Genomic DNA, 25,603 nt, shown 5'->3' on the forward strand with positions numbered 1-25,603 from the left:
GCTTTTTTTTATTTCTTTTTCTTCGCTTTGACTTCTTTTTGCTCTGTTTTTACAGGTTCTTCCGTTACCGGATTTTTAGCTGAGCTTCTTTGTTTTAATCTTACGTAAAGCGGGAAGTGATCTGCAACGCCATCCATTTTTTCGTAATCCCAACGTTTAGGATATTTGCCTTTTTTAAGGTGAACTTCGCTATAGCGAATCACATCGATGGTATTTGGAAGCATTTGGTAACTTCCAGCGCCCTTTTCTAGCAACGCCTTACTGTATATGTGGGCATCAAGGAAAGACCATGACTTGCGATAGTTATGGGTTCCTTGGCACTCTTTGCAGCCCACTAAGTGGGATACAGCGCCGGCTTGGCTGAAAGTGTTGGCAAAGAACTTTTCTCGATCTTCTTCTTCTGCAGAAATATTCAGGTCCCCACCAGCCATGACTAAAGCATTCGGTCCCTTGTCTTTGATAAGTTTTGTTAAAAACTCAGTGGCTTGGCGTCTCCAGTAAGTGGGATTTGCCTGGGATGGGAAGTGAGCTGTGAAGAATGTCATTGGGTCGCCGTTAGGCAATTTCAAAGTGACTTCTAAGATGCCGCGGGATTGCGCCATCCACTTAGCATCCTTTTCGTTTTCTGGCTTCCATGGAATGATGTGCAATACAGGCTTACCAACCACAGGGAAACGTGACATCAAACCTACGTCGATACCGCGTTTGTCAGGGCCTTCAAGCAACACCACCGTTTGATAGTTTGCTTTTTTTAAGTAGTCTTTATTCCAAATGTTAAGGACGTTTTCATTTTCAACTTCAATGAGCATTAGAACATCAGGTCCTTGGCCATCTACAGCCAGAACTACTTCTGTCAGATTTTTTAGTTTGCTGTCCAATTGAAGTTCGTTCCAATCAGTGCCTAAGCATTCGCCCAGTCGGTAAGAACTATCGCTATTTTCTTTACAGGCTTGTTGGTATTCAGGAGTTTTTCTTTTCACCATTAAAGGCAAATAGGTGTGATCGTTGCGGTCTTTATCGTGAACTGTATCGAAAAGGTTTTCGACGTTAAAAGACATCACAGAAACTTCTTCTGCGGCCTTAGGTGGCAGGTCCCATTTGTCTTTTTTAAAGCTAACAGCGCAGCCTGATAGCAAAGAAAGTGAAAGAATCAGCGTCAAACTTTTAGACATAAATGCATTTTTTCTCATGACATATTTCTAAGGGGATTAAGAGAGCGACACAAGCCTAAAAATTTTAGCTTTCAGTTGAGACTCGGGCTGTCTAACTTTTGGGTATTGTGTAACGTGTTGCAATATGGCATAAACATCGAGATTTATTTCCTCTGTCACAAGGAGCTTTCATGCTTAAAAAGGCCTTAGCCCTTACCCTGGCGTTCTCTTGTTTTGGTTCACTATCTACGGCCCAAGAGCGTGAAGAATCGTCTGTGATGTCTGCCGCTGACACTTATAGAAAAAACTGGAATGCGACTTTGTTTTCGATCGCTTCAGTAACCAACATGAACTACGGAAAAAAAGCAACAGACCAGCGCTCGTTAGAGTCTTATAACTACATTGGTTTAAATTATAAATTGGATGCGGATACAAAAGTGTCAGTGCGTTTGCCTTTTGTATACAATACTGCGGGCCAAAATAAATACGCCGAACATGAAGCTTCTGTTCTAGATCTTCAAGATATTCACTTTGCTTTTTCTAAATACGACTTAGGCTATATCGGTGATATCGATATTTCTGGAAACGTAAAAGTCTATTTGCCAACAAGCGAATATTCGCAAAATTCAAAAATGGTTTCTAAGCTTCGTTTGGAAGGTTACTTTGAATATTCCATCGGTCGTTTTTCATCTATAACTTATGCCGTGAAGCCCGACATCTACTGGCAAAGACAAACGGCTTATTTTGATCCAGAAACTCCCCAGTACGACAGTGGCGACTTCATGAAGGATCCTCGGTCGACATTGAAACAATACTCTTTTGAGCACTATTTAGAAGCGGTGATTGATATCAATCGTATGTTTTCTGTAAAACCAAAAGTAGGCTTTGATGAAGATTGGTTTTATTCTTCTGCAGTCGAAGAGCTTTCTGGAAGTCACGTCACTAAAGTGAAAGCGGGATTGGGATTAGAAATTCGCGCCATGAAAGGTCTTACTTTCACAGCCGGTGTGCAAAACCAAACGACCCTTGGCAGCTATAAAGGCAAAGACGTAAAATGGATGCAACCAGAGAACACTCAGTACTCTGTGATGACTAACGCTTTCTTGTTCTAAATCTTGAAATAGTGTTTTTCGCCTGTGAGCGGATTGGTAAAACCAAGCTCGCAGGCTTCAAGTTCGATTCGATCTTCTTCCCACAATTTCCTAGCGCCATAAGCATGATCGCCTAAAATTGGATGGCCTTCCGACGACAGTTGCGCGCGGATTTGATGGGTGCGCCCTGTGTGCAGGCGAATTTTTAATTCACTTTGATTATTTCCTAAAATACGAGCTTCAAGGATTTCCAGAATGCACTCTTGCCATTGCTCTTTAGCTTCGCGGGAAACAACTTTCGGAGCGCGTGGTGAAGGCTCCATAAAATGCGTCAGAATTCCTGGTGAAAGTCTTTGCCCTTCGACCTTCGCGCGATACACCTTTGTCATCTCTCTTTGAATTAAAAGTTTATTGAAGGCCTTTTGAAATTCAGAGGTCTTTGCATAGAGAATCAAACCACGAGTGGGAACATCCAAACGGTGAGTCACTAATACATCGCACTGAAGTGACTTGGTTAAATAACTCTGCAAATTTTCCTGCAAGTTATCAACGCTGCCATGAACGGGAAGGCCCGATACTTTTTTAACTACAACGAAGTGCGGGTTTTCGAAAAGAATTCGTTCTTTCCACAAACCATCATCCGGCAGGAATCGGCGAGGCTTCGTGTGAACTCGCACATAATCACCTTCGCTAATTTCAATGTTAGATAGGACTCTTAAATGATTGTGATATATGGAACCCATGTGCAACAAAAAGTGCAGTTGCGCTTCATCTGTTTCAAGAATGCCTAATAAAACATCAATTAGCGCACCCGACTTGGGGCTAATAATGTGTCGCACTCCGTATTCAAATCCTCTAGCGCTATGCATGGTCGTCCTTTTACGCAAAACTACTCATAGCACGGTGTAGCAAGTGTGTTCAAGTGGGACTGATTACTTCATATTGTAATCCTCAAAGGAGCTTCATTGGACTTTGCAAGTGAGCCTATCTTTGTATGGATGTCACAGTTCGCGTATCAGCCGGGAACTGTTTATGCTGCATTGATTGGTATGATGATGTTATCTGCAGTCGGCTTTCCACTTCCAGAAGAGGTGACGCTGATTAGTGTAGGTATTCTCGCATTCATGGGTGCAAATCCAGAACACTTTCCTCCGCCGTATCCAGGGGCTCCTGTCGTTAACGTTCATACTGCTTCCATTATTGCCTTTACCGCCGTCGTAACTAGTGACTTTATCATCTATCTTTTAGGGCGGGTGTTTGGGCGAAAGCTTCTATATCATCCGCGGGTTCACAAGTTTTTCCCTGAAGATATGATGAAACGTGTGGAAGAGTGGACTCATAAATACGGAGCTTATGCTTGCGGTATTTTTCGATTCACTCCGGGCTTACGTTTTCCAGGTCACTTGGCGTGCGGAATGCTTCATTACCCAGCGTGGAAATTTTTAGTGATCGACGGTATTGCAGCCTTAATCAGTGTGCCGACACAGATTTATCTTTTGGCTCATTACGGAGAGCCTATCTTAAAATACCTAAGACAGTTTAAAATGGTCGTGCTTGCGATCATCGGCTTGGTCTTGTTGTATATGCTGATTAAGTGGTTACGAAACCGCTTCCTTAAAGCAAAGCTAACTCATTAATTTAAAAAGAAGTGAAGCTCTGCTTCAGCTCCGCGGCCCGAAGGCCGCTACGCTAGTTTACACTCCGACGTCGTCGGAGTAGATTGTGCCGGGTTTCCGTCGCTTATCCAGCTTTTTTGCCGTAGATATGTTCTTCAGGAATCTCGCAGCACAAGTGTAGTGCGAAAGGTTTTGAGTGGAACTTCGGCTCCACATCTTTCCAAAAGATTTTTTCATAGCCACTTTGTAAAGCAAAAATCTCTTCGCGGATTTTGAATAGCAAACCAGCTGGGGAACCTAACAGCCAATCCATTTGCACAAGATAGAATGCTTCTTCAAGCTCTACTTGGTTCAATGAACTGATGAAGTTTTTCGGAAGATTATCAACCAACTGACAAGCGTTGTGCGAATATTTCTTAAACGCTTTTTCCATTGGATTTACCATTAACTTTTCAACCTTGGCGTCTGCTTTAGGGCCCGCAAACGGCAAAGAAAGTTTTTTAAAGTTCCAATAAAGTAAAGCGTCGTTCACGACGTACTCGGCTCTTGGCAAGTAATCAGTGATCGCATCGACTTTCACACCTTCATGGGATGGATCTTCGATGTGCGCATTGTGATCGACTGCCACAAGGCTTCTTAGGTGATAAAGGAAAGAATAAAGGATGTGCAGCTTTTCCATGAACGGTTTAGAAAAATTCAAACCGAAGTTATAAAGCAACGGAGAGTCCGCTTTGTTTTCAAACCAAGAAAAAGTATCTAAAAGCGGGCATAAGGCTGACATATCTACGCCCCAAGGTTTCAAAGCCATCTCGAAGTGTTCGTTAAAATGATTTTCAAACTCTGCGCAAATCGCTGGATCTACCATTGCAATATGGGATTGTAAGGCACGCACGCGAGGTTGTGATCTTTCAAAAAGCTCTACATGGGGATCAAGGTTCTTCCAAGCTTCCACAGCCATGTTGTAATTTAGGTGCGGAGTCACCATCGGGCTTTTGATGAAATGATTTAATTTGACCAATGACAAAGCAGTCAAGGCATCCGACATGTACTTGAATGGGGGAGTGGCTTTGAAGTTTGCGTATTTCTCTTCCTGGCTCCAGAACTGAATCTTTAAGGGCTTCCATGTAGATCCCTTTTCCATTGTCACATCAAAACCTAATCGCAAACCTTTGTGCTTCATAAACACTCCTTCGCAATCAAAATATCGGAATAATTAGAAACTTGTTCGAGTCCGGGATTTAGGGATATTATCTAGACCTATGGTTGGATTTGGCTTTTGGACAGACGCTCATGGACACCTTGCTGACGCCCGCTGGGACGGTAAGCAGGATGAAATTATCAACGATGCCCGGGCTCGCGGTATCCACTTTTTCATGCAAGGCGGGGTTGGCCCCGAAGACTGGCAACGACAGCGCGCCCTTCACGCTCGCCATCCTTTGCATATTGGAATGTGCTTTGGCCTTCACCCTTACTGGGTTGTCGATCACGGCGAAGAAGAATGCGAAGAGGCTTTAAATCTTTTAGCGATGGAACTGGTTGACGCCCAAGGCATCGGGGAAATGGGTTTGGATTTCCGCCCTCATATCATGAAGGATTCTAGGGAAAGACAATTAGACGTTTTTGAACAGCAGATCGAACTTGCCCATGTATCGCATAAACCGATGGTCCTTCACTTAGTTCAGGCCCATGAAGAAAGCCTTAAGATGATGGACCTGTTTGGCATTCCGAAGCAAAAAGGCATGGTACACTCCTTCAATGGCAGCTGGGGAAAAGCGCAGGATTTTCTAAAAAGAGGTCTTTTTCTTTCCGTCGGCGGGCCGGTGTGTCGTCCTGACAATGAAAAGCTGAAACAAGCCATTCGCGAAATGCCGCTAGAGATGCTTTTAATTGAAAGTGACAGCCCCGATCAGCCGCCACCAGCATTTAAAGGCCAATTAAACCCCCCAGATAGCATCTGGGAGGTGGCAAGAACTATAGGGGAATTAAAATCACTTGATCCCTTGGAAATTTTAGATATCACTACTGAGAATTTTAGAAGGTTGTTCCCTGTAGCGTCGAACGGCGGCAGAACCGAAGCGTCCTGGGACGCGTAAGCTGAAGCAGCTCCTTCTAAATTTCGTAAGAAAGAACGAAGGACTTAAGGCAATGGAAAACATCACTCCGCAAAATTCTCTAAACACCGCAAATCCAGCTCAACCTGAAGAAACGGAATACGTATTACACCGCCGTTTCGATCGCATGGGTCGCTTGGTTGGTGATGAAGTGATGAAAAAACTTTTCAATACCCACGTCATGGTGATCGGTTTGGGCGGTGTTGGTTCATGGGCGGCTGAATCTTTGGCTCGTTCAGGTGTCGGCAAATTAACAATCATTGATTTCGACGAAGTCTGCATCACTAACGGCAATCGCCAACTTCATGCCATTCAAGGCATGGTCGGTAAGAAAAAAGCGGAAGTGATGGGCGAGCGTCTTCGCAAAATCAATCCTCAAGCAAATATCCAAGTGATCACAGAATTTTATAATGAAGAAAATTCTGAGATGATGCTTTCCCATAAGCCAGATTATATCGTCGATGCGATTGATAATCTGACAGCAAAAACTCACTTGCTAGCGACATGTCGTGAAAGAGGCATCAACGTTATCACATCGGGCGGTTCAGCTGCGAAAATGGATCCATTAAAAATTAAACTTGTGGATTTGGCTGACACTTACGTTGATCCTTTGGCGCATCAAGTGCGTAAAATTTTGCGCCAGAAATACGGTTTCCCTGAAAAGAAATTCGGTATTCCTTGTGTGTTCTCTGACGAAATTCCTATTCAGCCAGAAGAACTTAAATACGATAAAGGCATGGGTTTTAAATGTGTATGCCCGCAGGGTTCTAACAACTTACATGGTTGTGACAACCGTAACGTGATTTGGGGTACTGCAAGCTTTGTCACCGGCGCATTTGGTTTGGCAATGGCTTCCCATATCGTGAATGAGGTTTACGCTTCAGTAAAAACTCCAGCTGCTCCAGAGGCAAACACATGATCGTTTTCACTTGGTTCGCCATTATCATTTTTATTATTCTTGTCGGCTTCACTTTGGTGGGCCTGACGTTTAGACACTGGTACAAAGAATCGAAAGCTTTGAAGCAGCAGCAGAGGCTTGCTGAATCACAAGCGGTAAAATCCTAACTTCATAATACCTCACCGGGCTGGTCCTTCGGGACAGTGGCTCAAGTCTTGAGTTCCATTAAGCCTGCCAGTAGGCTTAATCCTGTGAGGTGTCCATGAAACTGAAAATTCCCTATCAGGATAAAATCACTCTCGGCTATTCACTAGCTCGCACTGTTCACTATACGACGCAAAAACTTTATCTTCCGTTGTTTGAGTTTCTGGCGACCGGTAAGAATCTTCATCGCGGGCATACGACGCCACAAAATGTTAAACTTATATATTCAGAACTTTATCGACTGCTAAAAAAAGACAGCGATAATATTTCAAAGGGTCTTTATCCCTGGGAAGTTCTTAAGCCAGAAAAAATGACCGAACACCTTCGCCGTTTTCCACGTATCATCATGGATGGCTACCAAATCGCCAAACGTCGCGAAAATAAAAACCAGAAAGATTTTAATCCAGAAGCCCAAGAACTGATGCGTGATTTGCCTGAATATTATCAGCGCAATTTTCATTTTCAAACGGGCGGATATTTAACTAAAGATTCTGCAGATCTTTATGAGCATCAGGTAGAAATTCTTTTCTCGGGCGCTGCGGATGCCATGAGACGTTTGATCATTCCGCTGTTAAAAGAACCTTATCCCGGGGACGGGGAAGGTTTGCACTTCTTAGAAGTAGCTGCCGGCACCGGGCGTCTGACTCGTTTTATGAAGATGGCTTTTCCCAAAGCCAAGATTACGGTGCTTGATTTAAGCTCGCCGTATTTAAAAAAGGCTCAGGAAAATTTAGCAGAATTTGATCGCCTAGATTTTGTGCAAGGGGCGGCCGAAGAGTTGCCGTTCAAAGATGGTATTTTTGATTGCGTCTATTCCTGCTTTTTATTTCATGAGCTGCCCATTGAAATTCGCCGCCAAGTGGTGGCTGAAACCTTCCGCGTCCTAAAAGAAGGCGGATGGATGGGGTTGGTCGACTCTGTGCAAAACGAAGATGTCAGCCATTTTGAGTGGGCTTTAGAGCAATTCCCGGTGGATTTTCATGAACCATTTTATAAAAACTATCTGCTGAATCCGATGGAAGGCTTAATGACATATCGGGGCTTTGATAAGCTCAAAAGAGATCAGGGATTTTTTGCCAAGGCCCTTGTCGGGCAAAAGCCATTCTCTTCTTGAAATTGGTTCCTAATGCATGCTACCTTGCGAGCCCTAAAGTTAAAAAATTAGACCGGAGGCTCGTCATGGGACCAATTTCTCAGTTCATTGAACATCACTACCGTCACTTTAATGCGGCAGCTTTAAAAGATGCAGCTAAAGGCTACAAAGCCCATATCGCAAACAACGGCCAAATGCTTGTAACTTTAGCAGGTGCTATGTCGACTGCTGAGCTGGGTCTTTCTTTGGCTGAAATGATCCGCCAAGGTAAAGTTCACGCGATTTCTTGCACAGGTGCGAACCTTGAAGAAGACGTGTTCAACCTTGTTGCCCATGATCACTACGAGCGCATTCCAAACTACCGTGATTTGACTCCGGCAGATGAACAAAAACTTTTGGAAAGACACTTGAACCGCGTGACTGACACGTGCATCCCTGAACACGAAGCTATTCGTCGTATCGAAGGTGCAGTTCTTGAGTACTGGCAAGATGCGGATAACAAAGGTGAGTCTTACTTCCCACATGAATTCATGTACAAAATCCTTCTTTCTGGAAAATTGAAAGAGCACTACCAAATCGATCCAAAAAATTCTTGGTTGCTAGCTGCAGCTGAAAAAAACCTTCCAATGGTTGTTCCAGGTTGGGAAGACTCAACTTTGGGTAACATCTTTGCTGGTTACTGCATTAAAGGCGACATCAAAAAATCGACGACTGTAAAAGGTGGTATCGAGTACATGAAAACTTGGGCAGAATGGTACATGGGCGCTTCTAAAAAGAACCCAGTAGGCTTCTTCCAAATCGGTGGCGGTATCGCCGGTGACTTCCCAATCTGCGTAGTACCAATGCTAGAACAAGACTTGGGCCACGAAGACGTTCCATTGTGGAGCTACTTCGCGCAAATCTCTGACTCTACAACTTCATACGGTTCATACTCTGGCGCTATTCCAAATGAGAAAATCACTTGGGGTAAATTGGCACCAACAACACCTTCGTACATCGTTGAATCAGACGCTACAATCTGTGCTCCTCTGATCTTCGCTTACGTACTTGGTCAGTAATCGCTGAACTGAAATGCGAAAAAGAAAAGGGCTCCGTTCGGAGTCCTTTTTTTTTGCTTCGAACGAGGGTTTTGGGTTTGGGTGGAGCCAGTTCATTTCTGCTCCTGCGTGGTCACGCCATCCGGGCTCAGTTGCCGCCGCTCCTGCGGAGCGGTTCGCGCCGTCCGGGCGCCGGCAAAGGCCCACTTCGGATCAGAAGTGAACTAGCTCCACCCAAACCCAAAACTGTTCAAACCAAAAAACCTGACTTCGAAAGGTGCCTGGTTCTTTTTTACGCCCATAGTGCGTTATCATGTTCGTTGGAAGAATTTGGAATTAGATTTTAGGGTTGTTCTAATGCTTTTTGAATCTGTTGCCTTTTATCGCCACCGACGCTTTTTCTGAAGGTGCCTGCTTCTTTTTTTGGTCCCCACTGCGTTATTTATTTTCTTGCCATTGTGGCTGCAAAACATAAGCATTTAGCTATGAAAATTACTGAGCTTAATGTTTTTCCTATCAAGTCGGCGCGGTCTCAAAGTTTGAAAGAGATGAAGATTACACATGAAGGTCCTGAAGGAGATCGTCAGTGGATGCTTGTTGATGAGAATGGGAAATTTATTTCTCAGCGTACTGTTCCTCGGTTGGCTAGTGTGGAGGTTTTTCAGGATGACACGGCTTTGACTGTGGGTCTTGGGAAAATGTTCTTTAAGATTTCTAAGAAGAATTCTTTTTCTCGTAAGGTTAAGGTTTCGGTTTGGAATGACACTTTTGAGGCGGCTCTTGAACCGGATCTTTATTCTCAAGGGATTGCTCAGTATCTTGGGGTTCATTGTCGTTTGGTTCGTTATGCTCCTTTTTCTCAGCGCCGGGTGCTTTCTTTGAATAAAGAGTGGAAGCCTGAGGTTCGGTTTTCTGATGGGCGTCCTCTGCAGCTTTTGAATTTGAAAAGTCTTGAGGATCTTAATTCTAAGCTTCCTTCGCCGATTGGTACCGATCGTTTTCGTGCGAATATTGTTTTTAATGGGTCGCAAGCTTTTGAAGAAGATAAGTGGAAGAAGATCCGTATTGGTGATGTTGTGTTCTCTCAACCTAAGAAGTGCGCTCGTTGCACTATCATCACTATTGATCAGCAGACGGGGGCTTCGATGGGGCCAGAGCCATTGAAGACTTTGGCGACTTATCGTCGTGAAGATAAGGGTGTCTTCTTTGGAACGTTGTGGATTCCAGAAAATGAAGGAACCATCAAGCTTACTGATTCTGTGGAAGTTCTTGAATAGTGTGCTAATCAACACCCTATAATTAAACCTCCGAAACTTTCAAAATCCTGATTGTTAGATGTCCATAACTTCCCCAACATAAATGTTATTTAGGGAGGTTTTTGGATGGCTGCCACTAACGATTACAATGTCATTTCAGAAAAAAGAAATATCTGGAAGGTGATTGCAGCCTCCAGTGCTGGCACTTTGATCGAATGGTATGACTTTTATATTTTCGGAAGTTTAGCCACCATTATCGCCACTCAGTTTTTCCCAAAAGGAAATGAAACCGTAGCCCTGTTAAGTACTCTTGCAACTTTCGCTACGGGATTTATCGTTCGACCTTTTGGTGCTTTAGTTTTCGGTCGCGTTGGTGATGTGATTGGACGAAAATACGCCTTCATGGTGACGTTGTTGATCATGGGGGTTGCAACCACAGCCATCGGATTGCTTCCCAATTATGAAAGTATCGGTGTTCTTGCGCCCATATTGTTGCTTCTGTTGCGATTGTTGCAGGGGTTGGCTTTAGGCGGTGAATATGGTGGGGCCGCTACCTACGTTGCTGAACACAGTCCGGATAAGCGCCGGGGCTTCTATACAAGTTTTATTCAGACGACGGCGACCCTGGGGCTTTTTGTTTCCCTGGGAGTTATTTTAATCACGCGCCTGATTTTGGGCGAAGAGGACTTTAAAGACTGGGGTTGGCGAATTCCGTTCTTGTTATCCGTAATATTAGTGATTGTGTCCTATGTGATTCGTAGAAAAATGGAAGAATCCCCGGTGTTCTTGCAGATGAAAGCAGAAGGCAAAGCTTCTAAGCGTCCTTTGCATGATAGTTTCATGCAGCCTGAAAATCGCCGCTTGGTTATTTTATCGTTATTGGGGGCGACTGCAGGGCAAGGGGTGGTGTGGTACACGGGGCAGTTTTATGCTCTCTACTTTTTGCAAACCAGTTTGCGCATTGATTTCGTGATCGCCAACCAGATCATAGCTGTAGCCTTACTTTTGGCGACTCCATTTTTTGTCGTCTTCGGAGCACTTTCTGACAAGATCGGCAGAAAGCCCATCATGATGGCCGGGTGTCTGGTTGCGGCTTTGTCGTACTATCCAATTTATAAAGCCATGGCGTTTTATTCCGGTTGGAATCCTGCGGATCCGCTGGCGCCAGCGATGAATCCAAACGCAACAATGTTAACTCTTCTGATTTTCATTCAAGTGATTTTTGTGACGATGGTGTACGGGCCTATCGCAGCGTTTTTGGTGGAGTTATTCCCAACGCAGATTCGTTACACTTCGATGTCGTTGCCTTACCATATCGGTAACGGTGTTTTTGGTGGATTGGTACCTTTTATCGGAACGGCGTTAGTTGCAAGCACAGGAAATATGTTCGCTGGGTTATTATATCCCATCGCCATAGCCGTTATGACTTTTATTATCGGAACCATTTACATTAAAGAAAATCGCGATATCAAATGGCACCCTTAAGGGGTGTCATTTGATTTATGAATGAATCGATTGCTAAGAATGTGAAAACGGAACGTTAAGAATATCGAAGCAATGATAAGCCCGATCAAAAGACCAATCCAAATTCCCACGGGGCCCACGCCTAAGTGAAATGCTAGTAAGTAACCAACAGGCAGGCCCACAATCCAGTAAGCAACAAATGCAATGATGCCAGGCCACTGAGTGTCTGACATTCCTCTTAGGGCGCCAATCGCCACGGCTTGAACTCCGTCAAAGATCTCAAAGATAGCGACCACGATAAAGAACAATGCTGCTAAATTTATAACGTCAGGATCTTTAACGTAAAAAGTCGGAAGCCAGTGGCGCAGAGCAAAGAATCCGACTCCGCAAATTGCCATGTAGACTGCACCCAATTTGATTGCCGTAAAACCGGCAAAGCGCGCTAAAGGATAATCTCCACGGCCTAATTCATAACCCACGCGAATCGTGGCTGCGATACCAATACCCAAGGTAATTAAGAAGCTCGTACTCGCAAGGCTGATGGTGATCTGATGAGCTGCCAGGGGACCCGCACCAAACCAACCAACCATGATGGCTGCTGCGGAAAATGCACCGACTTCAAAAACATAAGTAAGACCGTTAGGAAGTCCCAAACGAATCATGCTTTTAATTAAGTGATGATCAAAGCGATGAATCCATGGTTCTTTAAAGTAATGCTTAAACTGAGGATGAACGTGAACGTAAACCATCATGATGATTGCCATCAGAACTCGCGCAATCAACGTGGCGTAAGCGGCACCATAAAGTCCCATTTTCGGGAAACCTAAATGCCCGTGAATCAAGACCCAGTTGCCGAAAACGTTCAGCACGACTCCAAGGATCATCACATACATTGCGACCTTGGTTTTTCCAATGCCGTCTGTAAATTGCTTGTAGGAGATATAAAGAAGGCTTGGCAGTACCGACCACGCAATGATCTCAAAAAACTTCGCGCCTAGATCCAAAACTTCCGGAGTTTGCCCAAAAAGTTTTAAGTTCGGTAAGAGCAAATACAAGAGCCCAATAATAAAACCGCTGATTCCGACAGCCACCGCCACACTATGGCGCAATAAAACTCCGCCATAAGGGAAGTTTGCTTGGCCTTGCATGCGCGCAAAAAGGGCTGTGACCGGCGCTAACATGCCGATACCGAAAATCAGAAATACGATAAAGATGCTGCCTGCAAAAGCCGCAGCACCTAAAGCCAAGGGACCCAATGCTCCCACCATGATGGTGTCAGCCAAAGTGATCAGGTTTTGACCAATTTGACCAACGATGATGGGACCGGCAAGTTTGGCTAAGAGTTTACTTTCGTGAAAAAACTTAGACTGCGACAACTTCTTTGATCTCCGGGAAAAGCTCTCTCATGCGTGTTTCGATACCTTCTTTTAAGGTCACGCTAGAGCTTGGGCAGCCGGAGCAAGCGCCTTTCATATGCACGTACAAAACTTGATCTTGATATTTATGGAAAACGATATCGCCGCCATCAAGTGCAACTACTGGGCGGATTTCGCGGTTCAATACGGATTTAATATTACGAACCATCGGAGAGTCATTTTCGTCATCTTCAGCCATTTCGATGAATTCAACCACCACAGGCTCGTCACGATCCAAATGCTCTTGGATAAGACCGGTTAAAGGATTGGCCAAAAGTTCCCAATCAACCCAATCTTGCTTTGTCACGGTGATAAAATCAGGGCCCACATAAACCGAGCTTGTCCAAGGAAAGCCAAAAATTTTAGCAGCCAACGGGGAGCGCTCCGCCTCTTGAGAGTTGGCGCAATCAAAGCCTTCCGCCGTCACTTGGCGATGCAGGTGGAATTTCATCGTTGCTGGGTTTGGAGTTGGTTCAAATGTGACTTGTACGCTCATAGTGGGACCTCGTTCTTAAGAATAGGGAAAGTATACCACACAAGTGTTTCTGCCAAGCGTGTTAAAAGGTCTGACACGCAATTCAGGATGCTTGCCTAAATCAGAAAAACTCACTAGTTTTAGACCCGTTGAAAATGACACTTAATAGGGAGCATTTAGATGACGCCAAGAGTTAGAGAGATTTTGAACTGGTACGGAGCCGACAATCCAGGGGTACTTACGAATTTAGCTCGTATGTTGAATCAAGGTAAACTTGCAGGAACTGGTAAACTAGTTATTTTGCCTGTGGACCAAGGTTTTGAGCACGGTCCTGCTCGTTCATTTGCAAAAAATCCAGATGGCTACGATCCAGCTTATCACGTCGAGCTTGCGATTGAATCTGGTTGCTCTGCTTACGCGGCTCCATTGGGTGCTATCGAAGCGATCGCACGTGATTACGCGGGTGAGATTCCGTTGATCTTAAAAATCAATAACTCTGACACTCTTTTCGGAAACAAAGCTCCAATCTCTGCATTAACTTCTTACGTTGATGACGCTTTAAGATTGGGTTGTGTGGGTATCGGTTTCACAATCTACCCAGGGTCTGCTGAACGTAAACACCAATACGAAGAAATCGCTCAAGCGGCACGCGCTGCTAAAGAAGCGGGTCTTGTTGTGATCATCTGGTCTTACGCTCGTGGTGAGCAACTTTCTAAAGAAGGTGAAACGGCTATCGACGTCATCGCCTACGCCGCTCACATCGCGGCTCAATTGGGCGCGCACATCATCAAAGTAAAACCACCTTCTGCACACATTGAACAAGCAGCAGCTGCGAAAGTTTACCAAGAACAAGGTATTAAAGTTTCCACAATGGCTGATCGTATTCGTCACGTTGTTCAAGCTTGCTTTAACGGCAAACGCATCGTGATCTTCTCTGGTGGTGAAGCAAAAGGCACTGAAGAGTTGCTAAAAGAAGTTTCTGAACTTGCTCAAGGTGGCGCATTTGGTTCCATCATGGGCCGTAACGCTTTCCAACGTCCGAAGAAAGAAGCAATCCAATTGCTAACGAACGTGATGGAAGCTTTTGCTGGTAAAAAACTTTAGTTTTTAAATTGAAAGAACGTAAATGAGTATTCACGAAAATCCGCTCAGAGCGGAAAAAAGAAAAAAGCTTCATGCCCTTCGCGAAAAAGGCATCAATCCTTACCCTTATGTTTTTGAAAACAAGGCAAGCATCGCTAACGTAGTTAGCGAGCACGCAGCCACTTTGACTGCGGGAGAAAAGAAGCCTGAGTTTTCTTATAAGATTGCGGGTCGCTTGATGACCCTTCGTCAAATGGGAAAAGCTTCTTTCTTCAACGTTCAAGACCAAACAGGCACAGTGCAAGTTTATGTGAAGGTTGAAGAACTTTCTGAAAAAGACCGTGCGGCTTTTGAGCTTGTGGATCTTGGCGATATCGTGGGCCTAGAGGGATTTGTTTTCAAGTCCCAAAAAGGCGAATTCTCTATCTACGCTAAAAGCTTTCAAATCCTGACTAAAACAATTGAACCATTGCCGGAAAAATTCCACGGTGTTCAAGATATCGAAATCAAATATCGTCACAGACATTTGGATTTGATCTCTGATGCTGATTCTCGCAAGGTTTTTGAAACTCGCTCTAAGATCATCAAAGAAATTCGCCGTTTCCTTGATGACCGTGGTTTTATGGAAGTGGAAACTCCGACGTTGCAACCGGTTTACGGTGGTGCGGCCGCGACTCCATTTACAACCCATCACAAAGCTTTGGATATGAAGCTTTACATGAGAATTTCCCCAGAACTTTATTTAAAACGCCTGATCGTGGGTGGTTTTGAAAAAGTTTACGAAATCAGCAAAAACTTCCGTAACGAAGGTATCGACCGTACCCACAATCCGGAATTTGCGCTTTTAGAATTCTACGAAGCTTACACGGACTACAACTATCAAATGGCGCAGTTTGAAGAAATGATCTCAACACTGGCGCAAAAAATCACTGGCAGCATGAAAGTTTCTTACCAAGGTAAAGAAATCGATTTCACTCCGCCGTGGAGACGTTTGACCGTTTACGACGGTGTTCGTGAATACGCAGGCATCGATCCAGAAAAAGCATCTGATGACGATATCTTCCAAGCCATCCGTAAAAACGGTGGTGATATCGATGAACCGGGTAAACGCGGCGAAATGATCATGGAACTTTTCGAACTAACAGCAGAACAACACTTGTGGCAGCCGACGTTTGTGATGGATCACCCGGTGGAGATTTCTCCATTGACGAAGATCCACCGCAAGGACGGTCGTTTGGTTGAACGTTTTGAGCCGTTTGCCGCTTGCATGGAAATCGGTAACGCGTATTCAGAATTGAACGACCCTGAAGACCAATTGGCTCGTTTGAAAGAACAAGAAGCCAATCGCGCGAAAGACGAAGAAGCCCATCCAATGGATGAAGACTTCTTGCTTGCGATCGATGCTGGTATGCCGCCAACAGGTGGCGTGGGTATCGGTATTGAGCGTATCGTGATGATCATGACCGATCGTCCAAGTATCCGCGACATCATCTTCTTCCCGACGATGAGAATCACAAAATAGTTTTTTCCTCTGCACGGGGTGCTGTGCGCCCCAAAGAGCATTTGGGGTGCACATGAAGTTCCTGCTTCCTTTGTTTTTATTTCTTGCTATTGGCTGTCAGATGAAACCCACGAAAGTGGTGAATCAAGAAGCCATTCAAAGTGAATCGATCACTGCTGAAAATCTAAAAAAAGAAAATGCAGTTCTTTTAGATGCACGTCCTGCATTTGAATTTAATCTTTTGCATGTTCCTGGCGCCATCAATGTTCGTTGGGAGGATTTATCCCAAAACAATCCCAAGTCCCGCGGTTTGCTGCAAACAGATCTATTTGCTTTAGCCCGCAGACTGTCGTTAATCGGTATTGATCCAAACACAAAAGTGGTGGTGCTCGGAAAAGGCACTGCAGGCCAAGGTGAAGAGGGCCGAGTTGCTTGGACGCTGAAAGTCCTAGGGGTTAAGAATGTTTACACTTTAGTGCATAACTCTTATCGAGAAATGAATCCCACTAAGGAAATTCCTCCGGTTCAAAACAAACCTTATTGGAAGCCTGAAGTTCAAGAAGGTTTAATGACGGAATTAAAGTCCCTGCAAGCTCTTGCAGCGAAAGCTGATTTGAACACAGTGATTTTAGACGTCAGATCGCCAGAAGAGTTTGCGCAAAGAAATCTATCCCAGGAAAAAAAGGTCAAAGCCAAGGTCGTTAATCTTGATTGGAAGAAGTTTTTCACCAGCAATGGGCTTCCACAAAAAGACGTCGAGAAAACATTGGCTGCACTTGGTATCTCAAAAGACATAAATATAGTGGTTATTAGCAACCACGGTGTCAGATCTGGAGCAGTGACTTACGCTCTGGGATTTTTAGGCTATAATAAATCCAGCAACTTTGCTGGAGGATATGAGCAGTGGAAGTAAACCCGCTGGAGCTTTCTGAAATCCTAAGAAATAAGATCGCGCTTTATGAGCATCTTGGTATTGAGGTACTGACCATGGGGCCCCACGAAGTGCGCTTCCGTGTCGCCTTAGAAAAAAACTACAACCACAAGGGCACAGCCTTCGGTGGAAGTCTTTACGCCACAGGCGTGATGGCAGCTTATGCCATGGTTCTTACCGGTCTTCACGAACGAAAGATCAATACCGAAAACATCGTGATCTCAAAAGGGGAGATTGAATATCTTCGTCCCGTGGATACAGACTTTGAAATCATCTGCCGCTTTCCTTCCATTGAAGAAGAAAACGCGTTCTATGATGAGCTAAAAGACAAGGGACGAGTGAAAGCCAAGCTTGAAAGTCAGATTGTAGGACTTGGCCCGGGACGTTCTTTAAAGGCTTCTTTGATCGGCACCTTCGTCGTTAGATGCTGAGATAAAATTTCTAAAATCTCAGTCTTCTTAACAGGCTTCACTGCGTAAGCGTCACAACCAGCAGCAAGCGCGCGTTTTAAATCCTCAAGAACCGCTGTTGCCGTTAATGCAATAATCGGTGTGTGCTGCAGTTTCTTTTCAGTTTCATAGTGGCGAATGATTTCTGTCGCCTTATATCCAGTCATAATGGGCATCTGCATATCCATAAAGACCAAATCGAACTTTTCAGCAGCGAATTTATCAACGGCTTCCTGACCATTGACCGCTTCAATACAGTCAAACGGTAAGCTTTTTAAATAGTGGATCAGCAGCACACGGTTGTCTTCAGAGTCATCGACCAAAAGAATTTTGTAACGACGGTCTGATTTATTAAACGCATAAATGGGTGTCGATTTTTTCTCTTGTTGATTAGTAAGGTCCGGTGAATAGGGCAAATGAATACGGAAGGTGGTTCCACGACCCGCAAGACTCTTCATTTCCATAGTTCCACCCATGATCTCTACTAGGTTTTTAGAAATCACAAGTCCCAGACCCGTTCCGCCGAATTTACGACTGATGCCTGGTTCTCCTTGAAAGAACGGTGAAAAGAGTTTTGCTTGCTTGTCGCGGGGAATACCAATGCCCGTGTCGGCAACATCAATCGCAAGCTCTTCTTTAGTGCCAGTTTTTGCGATGTTCACATCGACTTGAACTTTGCCCTCATCCGTAAATTTCAAAGCATTACCGATAAGATTAAATAAAACCTGGCGCAAGCGCGTTGGATCGCCGAAGTGATAAGCTGGAACGTCAGGATTGATATTTAAAACAAAGTGAATACCTTTTTCTTCCGCCTTGATTTGCAAGATTTCAAAAACACTGCGAATGGTGGCGTGCAGGTTGAAGCTGACGTTTTCAACGTTAAGCGCTTTGGCTTCAATTTTTGAAAAGTCTAATAAGTCATTGATCAGTGCTTTTAAGTTTTCCCCGGCATGACTGAACAGCGTCAAATAACGTTGTTGATCATTTGAAAGCTGTGTTTCTTTTAATAGTTCCAACATACCCAAAACTGAATTTAACGGTGTACGAATCTCGTGACTCATTCTTGCTAAAAATTCTGATTTTGCCTGGGAGGCTTCTTCGGCTTGGTCTTTTGCGGATTTTAGTTCGCCTTCAGTTTCCTTTAATTTCACAAGCTTTTCAGTAAGGCTGGTTACGGCAGAACCTGTAATCAAAGCACAGAAACAAAGAGTTAAAAGGGTCGATGGGGTTTGAACAAAGAAGGGTTCTTCGCTGCCCGGGATATTAAAAAATTTCGGCGACAAGACCGTAATAGCCATGATCCAAGTATTGATTATCAGTGAGGCGTACAGTCCATACCAGGCCGCTGAAATTAAAATTAAAATACCATAAACATACCAAGTCTGAGCTAAAGGCATAGTTAAAGCCAAAGCCAAACTACCGGCAAGGACTCCCACCCAAAGAAGTTTTTCTTTGAAAGTAACTTTCTCTAAATGAAAAGGAGGCAAAGTTTCGTGTTTAAACAACGACAAATTTCTTTTGTAAAGAAAGGGAGTTAGCAGAATCAAAAGAGGAAAACATAGAAACACACCCCCAGTTAAATCCCCAATAACAGCTATCAGGGTGTTCCAAAGGAAAAGTGATCTGTCGACATGACCAGTGAAAATATAGATTCCTTGAGTCAAAGCTGAGCAGACCAGTGTCGGAATTAATAAACCATAGACAAAAAGTAAGCTGATATTCTTAGGGCTTGGGCGCCAAGCGGAAAGACCTTTAAATCGTTCTTTGACTAGCATCCAGGCGATAAAAACCTGCAAGGTTTCCGGCAAAGCATAAAGAGGATAAAGATATGTTTTGGGTAGACCCAACATTTGAACGGCCCAAAGAGCGTTTAAGAATACAGGAATAAGGACTCGAGGCCCCCACCACAAGGCCATGACAACGCCGATATTGATTGGAAAATAGATCCAGTAAAGTTTGTTCGTCGCAAACGGCAGGCTAAGCATTGTCGCCAGCGGTAATGCAATAAAAGGAACAACCCAGGTCCACCAAGGAAGACGTCTTGTATTCATGAATCTTAGTTTAGAGAAAAGAAGAATCGCTGACTAAGTGGGACTGAGTAAAATGCTAAAGGTCAATGCCATGAACTTTAGTGTAGGTTTCACCGAAACAAGTTCCGTTTTTGCATCTATTGAACTCAATACATCCACCTTCTGTTTGAACGCGGTAAATGTCGTCTTCAAGAATATCATCCATGCCGGTGCTCAAAATACCAACCAAAGCACCCTTTGCGTTAAACAGCGGTGAACCCGAACTGCCGCTAAAGGTATCTACTTCCATTTTCAGCATCGCACCTTCTGTGTCCCTTAGCACGCGACCAAGATCTTTTTTTAGGGGTAAGCCAAGAGGATAAGAAAGACTTAAGAGTGGTTCACCAACGGCATAAGTTTTTTCTGAAGCAAGCGCAACAGGTTCAGCATTTACTTCGCGATCAAGTTCAATCACCGCGTAGTCAGCATGGCCGCGACGATTTTGCAGTTTTAGTACTTGTTTGCAGCGATAGATTTCTTCAAGAGGTATGACTTTCGATTCAGCTTTGCTGGCGTTAAAGCCAAAGACAAATAAGCTTTCAGCGCAGCGATTTTTCTGGTCCATACAATGCCCGGCGGTCAAAACCTTGTTTTTACCGATTAGAACGCCGGTGCAAAATCCTAAAAGGGGTTGATTTTGAAACTTCTCGCTTTCACACAACGGATAACTTTGTCCCAATGTGCGAGTGAAAGGAATCATGCCGTCCACAGCTGGTTTTAACTTTGATTTTTCAATGATAACTGAAACTGCAGAAGCTATTTTTTGCAGGTTTAAATCTTCAGAAGATATATCTGTTCTAGAATCATCGCCGTAAATGACAGCTGCACCGTCAGTGTGAAGACTTTCTTGGGAAGCTGAACATGAAGCAAGAAGAAGGCTTGCAGCCAGAAGAATAAGGCGCACTATTTTTCCGCTTTTGGGTTTACTAAGCCTGTGATCTGACCGTTGATTATCATATAACCATGATCATGATTCGATTTTTTCGGAGCCATGTGCAGCCAGTGCACAACGGCCTTAAATGGAGAGTAAGGGTCAGCAACAAAATCGCCACAAGCGATAAGTTCATCACCGGGTCTGTTTTCTGGAACAGGGCCAAACTTCGTATTATAGATCACTTCAATACGGTCGTCGCGGGTAGCTAAATCTCCATCCAAGTCGACTTCAAAGTGCACATGCTTCTGACGGTCTTCAATGATGCCTACGATGATACCTTTAATGAAAGCTCTCGCAGTGAACTTTGGCTCCATCTCGTCACGATAAAGAAGCAGACGGCTTTCATTGTAATCCAGGCGATCTTTTCTATCCATGCAAGCCGGCGCCGCAAAAGCGCCGAAGGAAAATACTGTGATTAAAAGAAAGATGAAGTATTTCATACTACTCTTGATTCGCCTGGATGAATTTTTTCAAGTACTCCACTTCATCAGCACTTAGTGGCGCTAAAGAAGCGCGGGCTGGTGGCATACGCGGCGGAGCCGTTGGATTATCCAAAGGCGGAACAACCGCACGGTAAAGCGGAGTTGATTCAATAGGGGAAGCAGGATCCTTAGGAACCAGGATTTGCTTCACACTTGTTTTTAGGCCTTCAAGGTTTTCAAGAACCGTTTTCTTACCAACGACGTGGCACTTTAAACACTTCTGATCAATGATATGTGTTTTAAGATTTTCAAAGCTAACTTCCAAAGTCTTAAAATCAACACCCTTTGGCGTTTCTGATTGTTTTACATTTCCGCAGGCAGGAAGTTCTTTAACTGTGAGCAGCTGAGTGCGATCATGAAGTTTATCATCAATCCAAGTGCGCAAAATCTGTTTTTCACACTCGTTTAGGGGAGAGTAACCACCACTGCGCGGAGGCATTGTTTCAGCCTCAACCGTCGCCAGGATTTTTTCGCGCATTCCAAAAACTTTTTCTTCATCGGTCATGCTATGGCATCTTTGGCAGGTGCTTAATGGAAGGTTTCTAACCAACTCAAAATTGACTTCTTTATCGGCGAATTTATTTTTTAATACATCGATATCGTCGATCTTAAGGCCGCCAGTTTTATAAAAACCGATCTCTTCAAGCCCATAAGTACAACCCGTCAACGAAAGAACCAAAACCATAGAGGAAATGAATGTTTTCATAAGCCCAAGGTTCTACCAATTTTTAGACCGATTTTGCCATAGATTCGTTGGCAAAGAATAAAATACATAACTGTAAAGACGGAAGACAGTCCGTCTTTAGTTGGAGGGGCTAACTTATTTTTGTTTTTGGATTTTAAGAGGCTGGAATAGGTCTTTATCTGAGGAAGCAGGCTTACGAGCCTTATCCGAAGCTGAAATACAGCTTTGTCGTTCTGAATCTGATGAGTCCCCATTAGCACACTTCTTTAAAGCAGTGGGGTTAAATGATTTGCCTTTAATGCTATCCCAGCAGCTCCAGAAAGCGCTGTCTTCTTTTTGCATTTGGCAGATCGAAGCAGCATACCAGTCGACTTCTTCTTTTTCAGCTTTCGCGATACAAGCTTGAGTGTCTTTTTCAGCAAGGAAGCGGTCGCAGAAGCTTTGTGGGTTCGCGGGTTCAATGGCGAACGCAATCAAAGGAACGATGGCAACTGAAATGATCGACTGAACAACTAACATCATGATGCAACCTTGATTTTGAATAGAACAGAATACATTGCTTTCAACATGTCGGGATCATAACGACCCGCAAGTTTTTCTTTCATCATCGTCACAGCGTCCAGCGGTGACATTGGTACGTTATAGGATCTTTGTGTCGTCATCGCATCGTAAGTATCAGTGATAGCAACGATACGGGCAAACGGGTGAATCTCTTCTGCCACTAACTGCTGAGGATAGCCGTTACCTGCCCAAGATTCGTGATGCTCAAAGCAAGCCGCTTTAATTGCGTCGCTGATGTTCGGGTGGTTATTTAAAATCACCAAACCATACTGCGGATGCATTTTCATTTGCTCCCACTCAGGATCAGTCAGTCCGCCTTTTTTACAAAGGATATCTAAGCTCACATTGCGTTTTCCGATGTCATGGAAAAGAGCACCCACACCCAGTTCTTCTAAGGTCTTCGCATCATAACCTAAGGCTTTTCCCAAACCTAAAGAGTATATACTGACATCTAACGAGTGGTTGTAAGTGTAAAAGTCATGGCCTGATAACGAGATCATAAAGCCCATGGCTTCAGGAGCATTTTCCATCAAATCAATGAAATCAGTGATGATCGGGCGGGAATCATCCAAGGCTTGGTTTACATCGGGATTTTCAAAAAGATCTTCCATCAAAGCGACAGAGGATTCACGCAAGATCGCGGCTTTTTCAAATGGATTAATCAGGCTTGAGTTCATTTCTTCACGAACCCAGTCACGGTATTTTTGCTTATCTTCGCTGCGCACAAAGAATGTGTCGCCAGTATCGCGGCCGTGCATGGCTTTGATTTTTCCATCAGAAAGACGATCCCCCGCACGCAGATACAAAAGATATTTGCCATCGATGTGCAAAAAGATATCGAAAGAGGTCATTTTATCGGGGCGAATTGTAGTCAGACGGATGCGAAAATATGACGAAGATTCCATAGTAAAATTCTGCCATGGATACATTGACTTAGATAGAAATTCCTGAATAATCGAAGGCCATGGCCCTTCGTCTAGACACCCAAATCATGTACTTAAAAGGGGTCGGGCCAAAGCTTGGCGATCTCTTTAACAGGAAGGGATTAAAGACTTTGGCGGACCTATTTGAGTTTTACCCTCGAGCCTATGAAGATCAGAGGGCGGCACGCAATATTGCCAGTCTCAAACCGGACGACATCGTTAGTATTAAGGCTCAGGTTGTGGCAGTTCATAGTATCAATATGGGACGCTCGACACGAAAAATGTACGATGTGGTTTTGCGAGATGCCTCTGGGCAAATTCACTGCAAGTATTTCCGCGTTCCTTACAAAGGTTACTTTGAAAGATTCAAACCTTTCACCGAAGTTCGAGTTGTTGGTAAGGTTACTGAGTACCGTGGCCGAATAGAATTTCATCATCCTGACATTCGCGACATCGAACCCGATGAGGAAACCAAAGACGCACTTATTCCTCTGTACACAGAAATTGAAGGTCTAGCTACGGCAAAGATCATGAAATTGGTGCGTCTGGCTTTTTCGCAAATCGAAGAATGGCCGGAAGAAGCTTTGCCAAAATGGATCTTAGAAAAATACAAACTGAAGCCTCGCAAAGATGCGCTTAAGGAAATGCATTATCCAGATCCTGCGAAGGCGCAAGAATATGCCGAATTTAAAAGTGCTGCCCAACGAAGAATCATTTTTGATGAATTTTTCTGGTTAGAGCTTTATCTGGCCTCTAGAAAAACCGGATTTCAAAAAGAAGGCGCGCCACAAATTCAGAATAAGGGGGACAAGTTAAAGGCCCTTGAAAAATCGTTGCCATTTACAATGACTGGCGCACAAAAAAGAGTTTTCGCTGAAATCAAAAGTGACTTAGAAAAACCCCATCCAATGCACCGAATGGTTCAAGGAGATGTTGGAAGCGGAAAAACCTTGGTGAGTTTCATGGCGGCGGTTTACGCTGCTGAAAGTGGCTACCAATCCTGCTTAATGGCGCCGACCGAAATCCTAGCAGAGCAGCACTTCAAAAATGCTCAAAAAGTTTTAGAACCTTTGGGTCTAAGACTGGCTTTGCTTGTTGGAAAAACCAAACAATCGGAAAGAAAAAAGGTTCTAGCGGCACTTCATGCTGGCGAAGTAGACCTGATCATTGGGACCCATGCGCTTATCGAAGACGAAGTGCAATTTGCAAATTTAGGCCTCGTCATCATCGATGAGCAGCACCGTTTCGGCGTCGAACAACGGGGAGTTCTTAAAAACAAAGGAAACTCACCCCATTTCCTGGTCATGACGGCGACACCAATTCCCCGCACTCTGGCTATGACAGTTTACGGTGATTTGGATGTATCCATCATTGATGAGATGCCTGCGGGCCGAAGTCCGATTCAAACCCGCGCGACCTTTGAAAGCAAAAAGCCCCAGGCTTTGCAGTTTATGCTTGAGCAACTAAAAAAAGGACGCCAAGCCTACATCGTCTATCCGTTGGTTGAAGAAAGCGAAAAGATCGATCTGAAGGATGCGGTTTCAGAATACGAAAACCTAAAAGCCAAGTTCCCCGATGTCACCTTCGGTTTGCTTCACGGAAAAATGAAGCCCGATGAAAAAGATCAGGTTATGGATGCTTTCCGTCGCCAAGAAATTCAAGTTCTGGTTTCAACCACAGTTATCGAAGTCGGCGTCGATGTGCCAAACGCCAACATCATGATCATTGAACATGCCGAACGCTTTGGCTTATCACAACTTCATCAATTGCGCGGACGTGTCGGCCGGGGAGAGCACAAAAGTTTCTGTATTCTGATCATGGGTTATGCAGTTTCAGAAGAAGGCAAGCAGCGCACAGAAATGATGGAAAAAACCACCGATGGATTTAAAATCGCAGAATTTGATTTAGAAATGCGCGGCCCCGGTGAGTTCATGGGCACTCGTCAATCCGGTCTTTCTGGTTTTAAACTTGCGAATTTGGTACGTGACATGGCGATTTTGCAGCAAGCGCGGGAAGCTGCTTTCGAAGTTTTACGCAAGGACCCACGCCTGAGTTACGCTGAGAACAAGGGTTTGCGGGAAGAACTGCTCAGAGAACACGGGCCTGCGGCCTTAGCAGGAATCGCATAAAAATTTTTTTCTTTATTGCACGGGAATTTTTTTTAAGACATCCTT

25 protein-coding genes are annotated in these 25,603 nt (G+C 44.2%); 14 read left to right on the top strand and 11 right to left on the bottom strand.

Translation table 11 applies throughout. From position 1 onward, the window contains the following. Nucleotides 1-8: 8 nt before the first annotated feature. Entirely contained in the window at nucleotides 9-1,172 is a 1,164-nt protein-coding gene (locus tag MNR06_RS01960; RefSeq protein ID WP_243538322.1) for an endonuclease/exonuclease/phosphatase family protein, read from the bottom strand. Nucleotides 1,173-1,342: 170 nt separating this feature from the next. Here MNR06_RS01960 and MNR06_RS01965 point away from each other — a divergent pair, with 170 nt between their 5' ends. Further along, nucleotides 1,343-2,263: a hypothetical protein gene (locus MNR06_RS01965; protein ID WP_243538323.1), complete on the top strand. Its 921-nt coding sequence runs from the start codon at nucleotides 1,343-1,345 to the stop codon at nucleotides 2,261-2,263. On the opposite strand, the gene MNR06_RS01970 is transcribed toward MNR06_RS01965, so the two are convergent. Next, complete coding sequence (locus tag MNR06_RS01970; RefSeq protein WP_243538324.1) at nucleotides 2,260-3,111, bottom strand: RluA family pseudouridine synthase; 852 nt, start codon at nucleotides 3,109-3,111, stop codon at nucleotides 2,260-2,262. The genes MNR06_RS01965 and MNR06_RS01970 overlap by 4 nt on opposite strands. A gap of 96 nt (nucleotides 3,112-3,207) precedes the next feature. Here MNR06_RS01970 and MNR06_RS01975 point away from each other — a divergent pair, with 96 nt between their 5' ends. Continuing rightward, the gene (locus MNR06_RS01975; RefSeq protein WP_243538325.1) at nucleotides 3,208-3,879 is read left to right on the top strand and encodes a DedA family protein; all 672 of its coding nucleotides are present in this window, start codon (nucleotides 3,208-3,210) and stop codon (nucleotides 3,877-3,879) included. 103 nt (nucleotides 3,880-3,982) lie between these two features. On the opposite strand, the gene MNR06_RS01980 is transcribed toward MNR06_RS01975, so the two are convergent. Further along, nucleotides 3,983-5,038: a hypothetical protein gene (locus MNR06_RS01980; RefSeq protein ID WP_243538326.1), complete on the bottom strand. Its 1,056-nt coding sequence runs from the start codon at nucleotides 5,036-5,038 to the stop codon at nucleotides 3,983-3,985. A gap of 79 nt (nucleotides 5,039-5,117) precedes the next feature. Here MNR06_RS01980 and MNR06_RS01985 point away from each other — a divergent pair, with 79 nt between their 5' ends. The 7 genes from MNR06_RS01985 to MNR06_RS02015 all read left to right on the top strand — a co-directional run bounded on the left by MNR06_RS01985 (nucleotide 5,118) and on the right by MNR06_RS02015 (nucleotide 11,942). Beyond that, the gene (locus tag MNR06_RS01985; RefSeq protein ID WP_243538327.1) at nucleotides 5,118-5,951 is read left to right on the top strand and encodes a TatD family hydrolase; all 834 of its coding nucleotides are present in this window, start codon (nucleotides 5,118-5,120) and stop codon (nucleotides 5,949-5,951) included. Nucleotides 5,952-6,003: 52 nt separating this feature from the next. Further along, the gene (locus MNR06_RS01990) at nucleotides 6,004-6,888 is read left to right on the top strand and encodes a tRNA threonylcarbamoyladenosine dehydratase (protein ID WP_243538328.1); all 885 of its coding nucleotides are present in this window, start codon (nucleotides 6,004-6,006) and stop codon (nucleotides 6,886-6,888) included. Continuing rightward, nucleotides 6,885-7,034 carry a hypothetical protein gene (locus MNR06_RS01995; protein ID WP_243538329.1) on the top strand — a complete coding sequence of 50 codons (150 nt, stop codon included), beginning with the start codon at nucleotides 6,885-6,887 and terminating at the stop codon, nucleotides 7,032-7,034. The genes MNR06_RS01990 and MNR06_RS01995 overlap by 4 nt, the downstream gene beginning before the upstream one ends. A gap of 95 nt (nucleotides 7,035-7,129) precedes the next feature. After that, nucleotides 7,130-8,185, top strand: coding sequence for a class I SAM-dependent methyltransferase (locus MNR06_RS02000; RefSeq protein ID WP_243538330.1), 1,056 nt, complete (start codon nucleotides 7,130-7,132; stop codon nucleotides 8,183-8,185). A gap of 65 nt (nucleotides 8,186-8,250) precedes the next feature. Continuing rightward, nucleotides 8,251-9,222 (top strand): deoxyhypusine synthase family protein, encoded by a 972-nt coding sequence (locus tag MNR06_RS02005; RefSeq protein ID WP_243538331.1) that lies wholly within the window; start codon nucleotides 8,251-8,253, stop codon nucleotides 9,220-9,222. Nucleotides 9,223-9,686: 464 nt separating this feature from the next. Then, nucleotides 9,687-10,478 carry an MOSC domain-containing protein gene (locus MNR06_RS02010; protein WP_243538332.1) on the top strand — a complete coding sequence of 264 codons (792 nt, stop codon included), beginning with the start codon at nucleotides 9,687-9,689 and terminating at the stop codon, nucleotides 10,476-10,478. A 105-nt stretch (nucleotides 10,479-10,583) separates the two neighbouring features. Further along, nucleotides 10,584-11,942, top strand: a complete 1,359-nt coding sequence (locus MNR06_RS02015; RefSeq protein ID WP_243538333.1) for an MFS transporter — start codon at nucleotides 10,584-10,586, stop codon at nucleotides 11,940-11,942. On the opposite strand, the gene MNR06_RS02020 is transcribed toward MNR06_RS02015, so the two are convergent. Together MNR06_RS02020 and MNR06_RS02025 are read right to left on the bottom strand one after the other, a co-directional pair. Continuing rightward, nucleotides 11,939-13,297 (bottom strand): MATE family efflux transporter, encoded by a 1,359-nt coding sequence (locus tag MNR06_RS02020; RefSeq protein ID WP_243538334.1) that lies wholly within the window; start codon nucleotides 13,295-13,297, stop codon nucleotides 11,939-11,941. The two genes, MNR06_RS02015 and MNR06_RS02020, sit on opposite strands and share 4 nt — an antisense overlap. Next, the gene (locus MNR06_RS02025) at nucleotides 13,284-13,832 is read right to left on the bottom strand and encodes a NifU family protein (RefSeq protein WP_243538335.1); all 549 of its coding nucleotides are present in this window, start codon (nucleotides 13,830-13,832) and stop codon (nucleotides 13,284-13,286) included. The genes MNR06_RS02020 and MNR06_RS02025 overlap by 14 nt, the downstream gene beginning before the upstream one ends. Nucleotides 13,833-13,991: 159 nt before the next feature. Between MNR06_RS02025 and MNR06_RS02030 the strand changes: the two genes are divergently transcribed. Genes MNR06_RS02030 through MNR06_RS02045 form a run of 4 tightly spaced genes read left to right on the top strand, consistent with a single transcriptional unit; the run spans nucleotide 13,992 to nucleotide 17,757 of the window. Continuing rightward, nucleotides 13,992-14,915, top strand: a complete 924-nt coding sequence (locus MNR06_RS02030; RefSeq protein WP_243538336.1) for a class I fructose-bisphosphate aldolase — start codon at nucleotides 13,992-13,994, stop codon at nucleotides 14,913-14,915. 22 nt (nucleotides 14,916-14,937) lie between these two features. Continuing rightward, entirely contained in the window at nucleotides 14,938-16,416 is a 1,479-nt protein-coding gene (gene lysS, locus MNR06_RS02035) for a lysine--tRNA ligase (protein ID WP_243538337.1), read from the top strand. A 52-nt stretch (nucleotides 16,417-16,468) separates the two neighbouring features. Continuing rightward, nucleotides 16,469-17,308, top strand: a complete 840-nt coding sequence (locus MNR06_RS02040; protein ID WP_243538338.1) for a sulfurtransferase — start codon at nucleotides 16,469-16,471, stop codon at nucleotides 17,306-17,308. Further along, entirely contained in the window at nucleotides 17,299-17,757 is a 459-nt protein-coding gene (locus MNR06_RS02045) for a YiiD C-terminal domain-containing protein (protein WP_243538339.1), read from the top strand. The genes MNR06_RS02040 and MNR06_RS02045 overlap by 10 nt, the downstream gene beginning before the upstream one ends. On the opposite strand, the gene MNR06_RS02050 is transcribed toward MNR06_RS02045, so the two are convergent. From MNR06_RS02050 to MNR06_RS02075, 6 genes are all read right to left on the bottom strand, one after another. Further along, on the bottom strand, nucleotides 17,685-19,826 hold the full coding sequence (locus MNR06_RS02050; RefSeq protein ID WP_243538340.1) for an ATP-binding protein: 2,142 nt from the start codon (nucleotides 19,824-19,826) through the stop codon (nucleotides 17,685-17,687). The two genes, MNR06_RS02045 and MNR06_RS02050, sit on opposite strands and share 73 nt — an antisense overlap. Before the next feature lie 55 nt (nucleotides 19,827-19,881). Beyond that, nucleotides 19,882-20,748, bottom strand: a complete 867-nt coding sequence (locus tag MNR06_RS02055; RefSeq protein WP_243538341.1) for a trypsin-like serine peptidase — start codon at nucleotides 20,746-20,748, stop codon at nucleotides 19,882-19,884. Further along, nucleotides 20,748-21,218: a hypothetical protein gene (locus tag MNR06_RS02060; protein WP_243538342.1), complete on the bottom strand. Its 471-nt coding sequence runs from the start codon at nucleotides 21,216-21,218 to the stop codon at nucleotides 20,748-20,750. Before MNR06_RS02060 ends, MNR06_RS02055 begins: the two co-directional genes overlap by 1 nt. A gap of 1 nt (nucleotide 21,219) precedes the next feature. Further along, nucleotides 21,220-21,966 (bottom strand): hypothetical protein, encoded by a 747-nt coding sequence (locus MNR06_RS02065; RefSeq protein WP_243538343.1) that lies wholly within the window; start codon nucleotides 21,964-21,966, stop codon nucleotides 21,220-21,222. A gap of 114 nt (nucleotides 21,967-22,080) precedes the next feature. Further along, nucleotides 22,081-22,467: a hypothetical protein gene (locus MNR06_RS02070; RefSeq protein WP_243538344.1), complete on the bottom strand. Its 387-nt coding sequence runs from the start codon at nucleotides 22,465-22,467 to the stop codon at nucleotides 22,081-22,083. Next, nucleotides 22,464-23,411, bottom strand: coding sequence for an HD-GYP domain-containing protein (locus MNR06_RS02075; RefSeq protein ID WP_243538345.1), 948 nt, complete (start codon nucleotides 23,409-23,411; stop codon nucleotides 22,464-22,466). Before MNR06_RS02075 ends, MNR06_RS02070 begins: the two co-directional genes overlap by 4 nt. 59 nt (nucleotides 23,412-23,470) lie before the next feature. Here MNR06_RS02075 and recG point away from each other — a divergent pair, with 59 nt between their 5' ends. Beyond that, nucleotides 23,471-25,558, top strand: coding sequence for an ATP-dependent DNA helicase RecG (gene recG / locus MNR06_RS02080; RefSeq protein ID WP_407933190.1), 2,088 nt, complete (start codon nucleotides 23,471-23,473; stop codon nucleotides 25,556-25,558). The last annotated feature ends 45 nt before the right edge of the window (nucleotides 25,559-25,603 follow it).

It is taken from the genome of Bdellovibrio reynosensis (assembly GCF_022814725.1).
Lineage (GTDB): Bacteria > Bdellovibrionota > Bdellovibrionia > Bdellovibrionales > Bdellovibrionaceae > Bdellovibrio > Bdellovibrio reynosensis.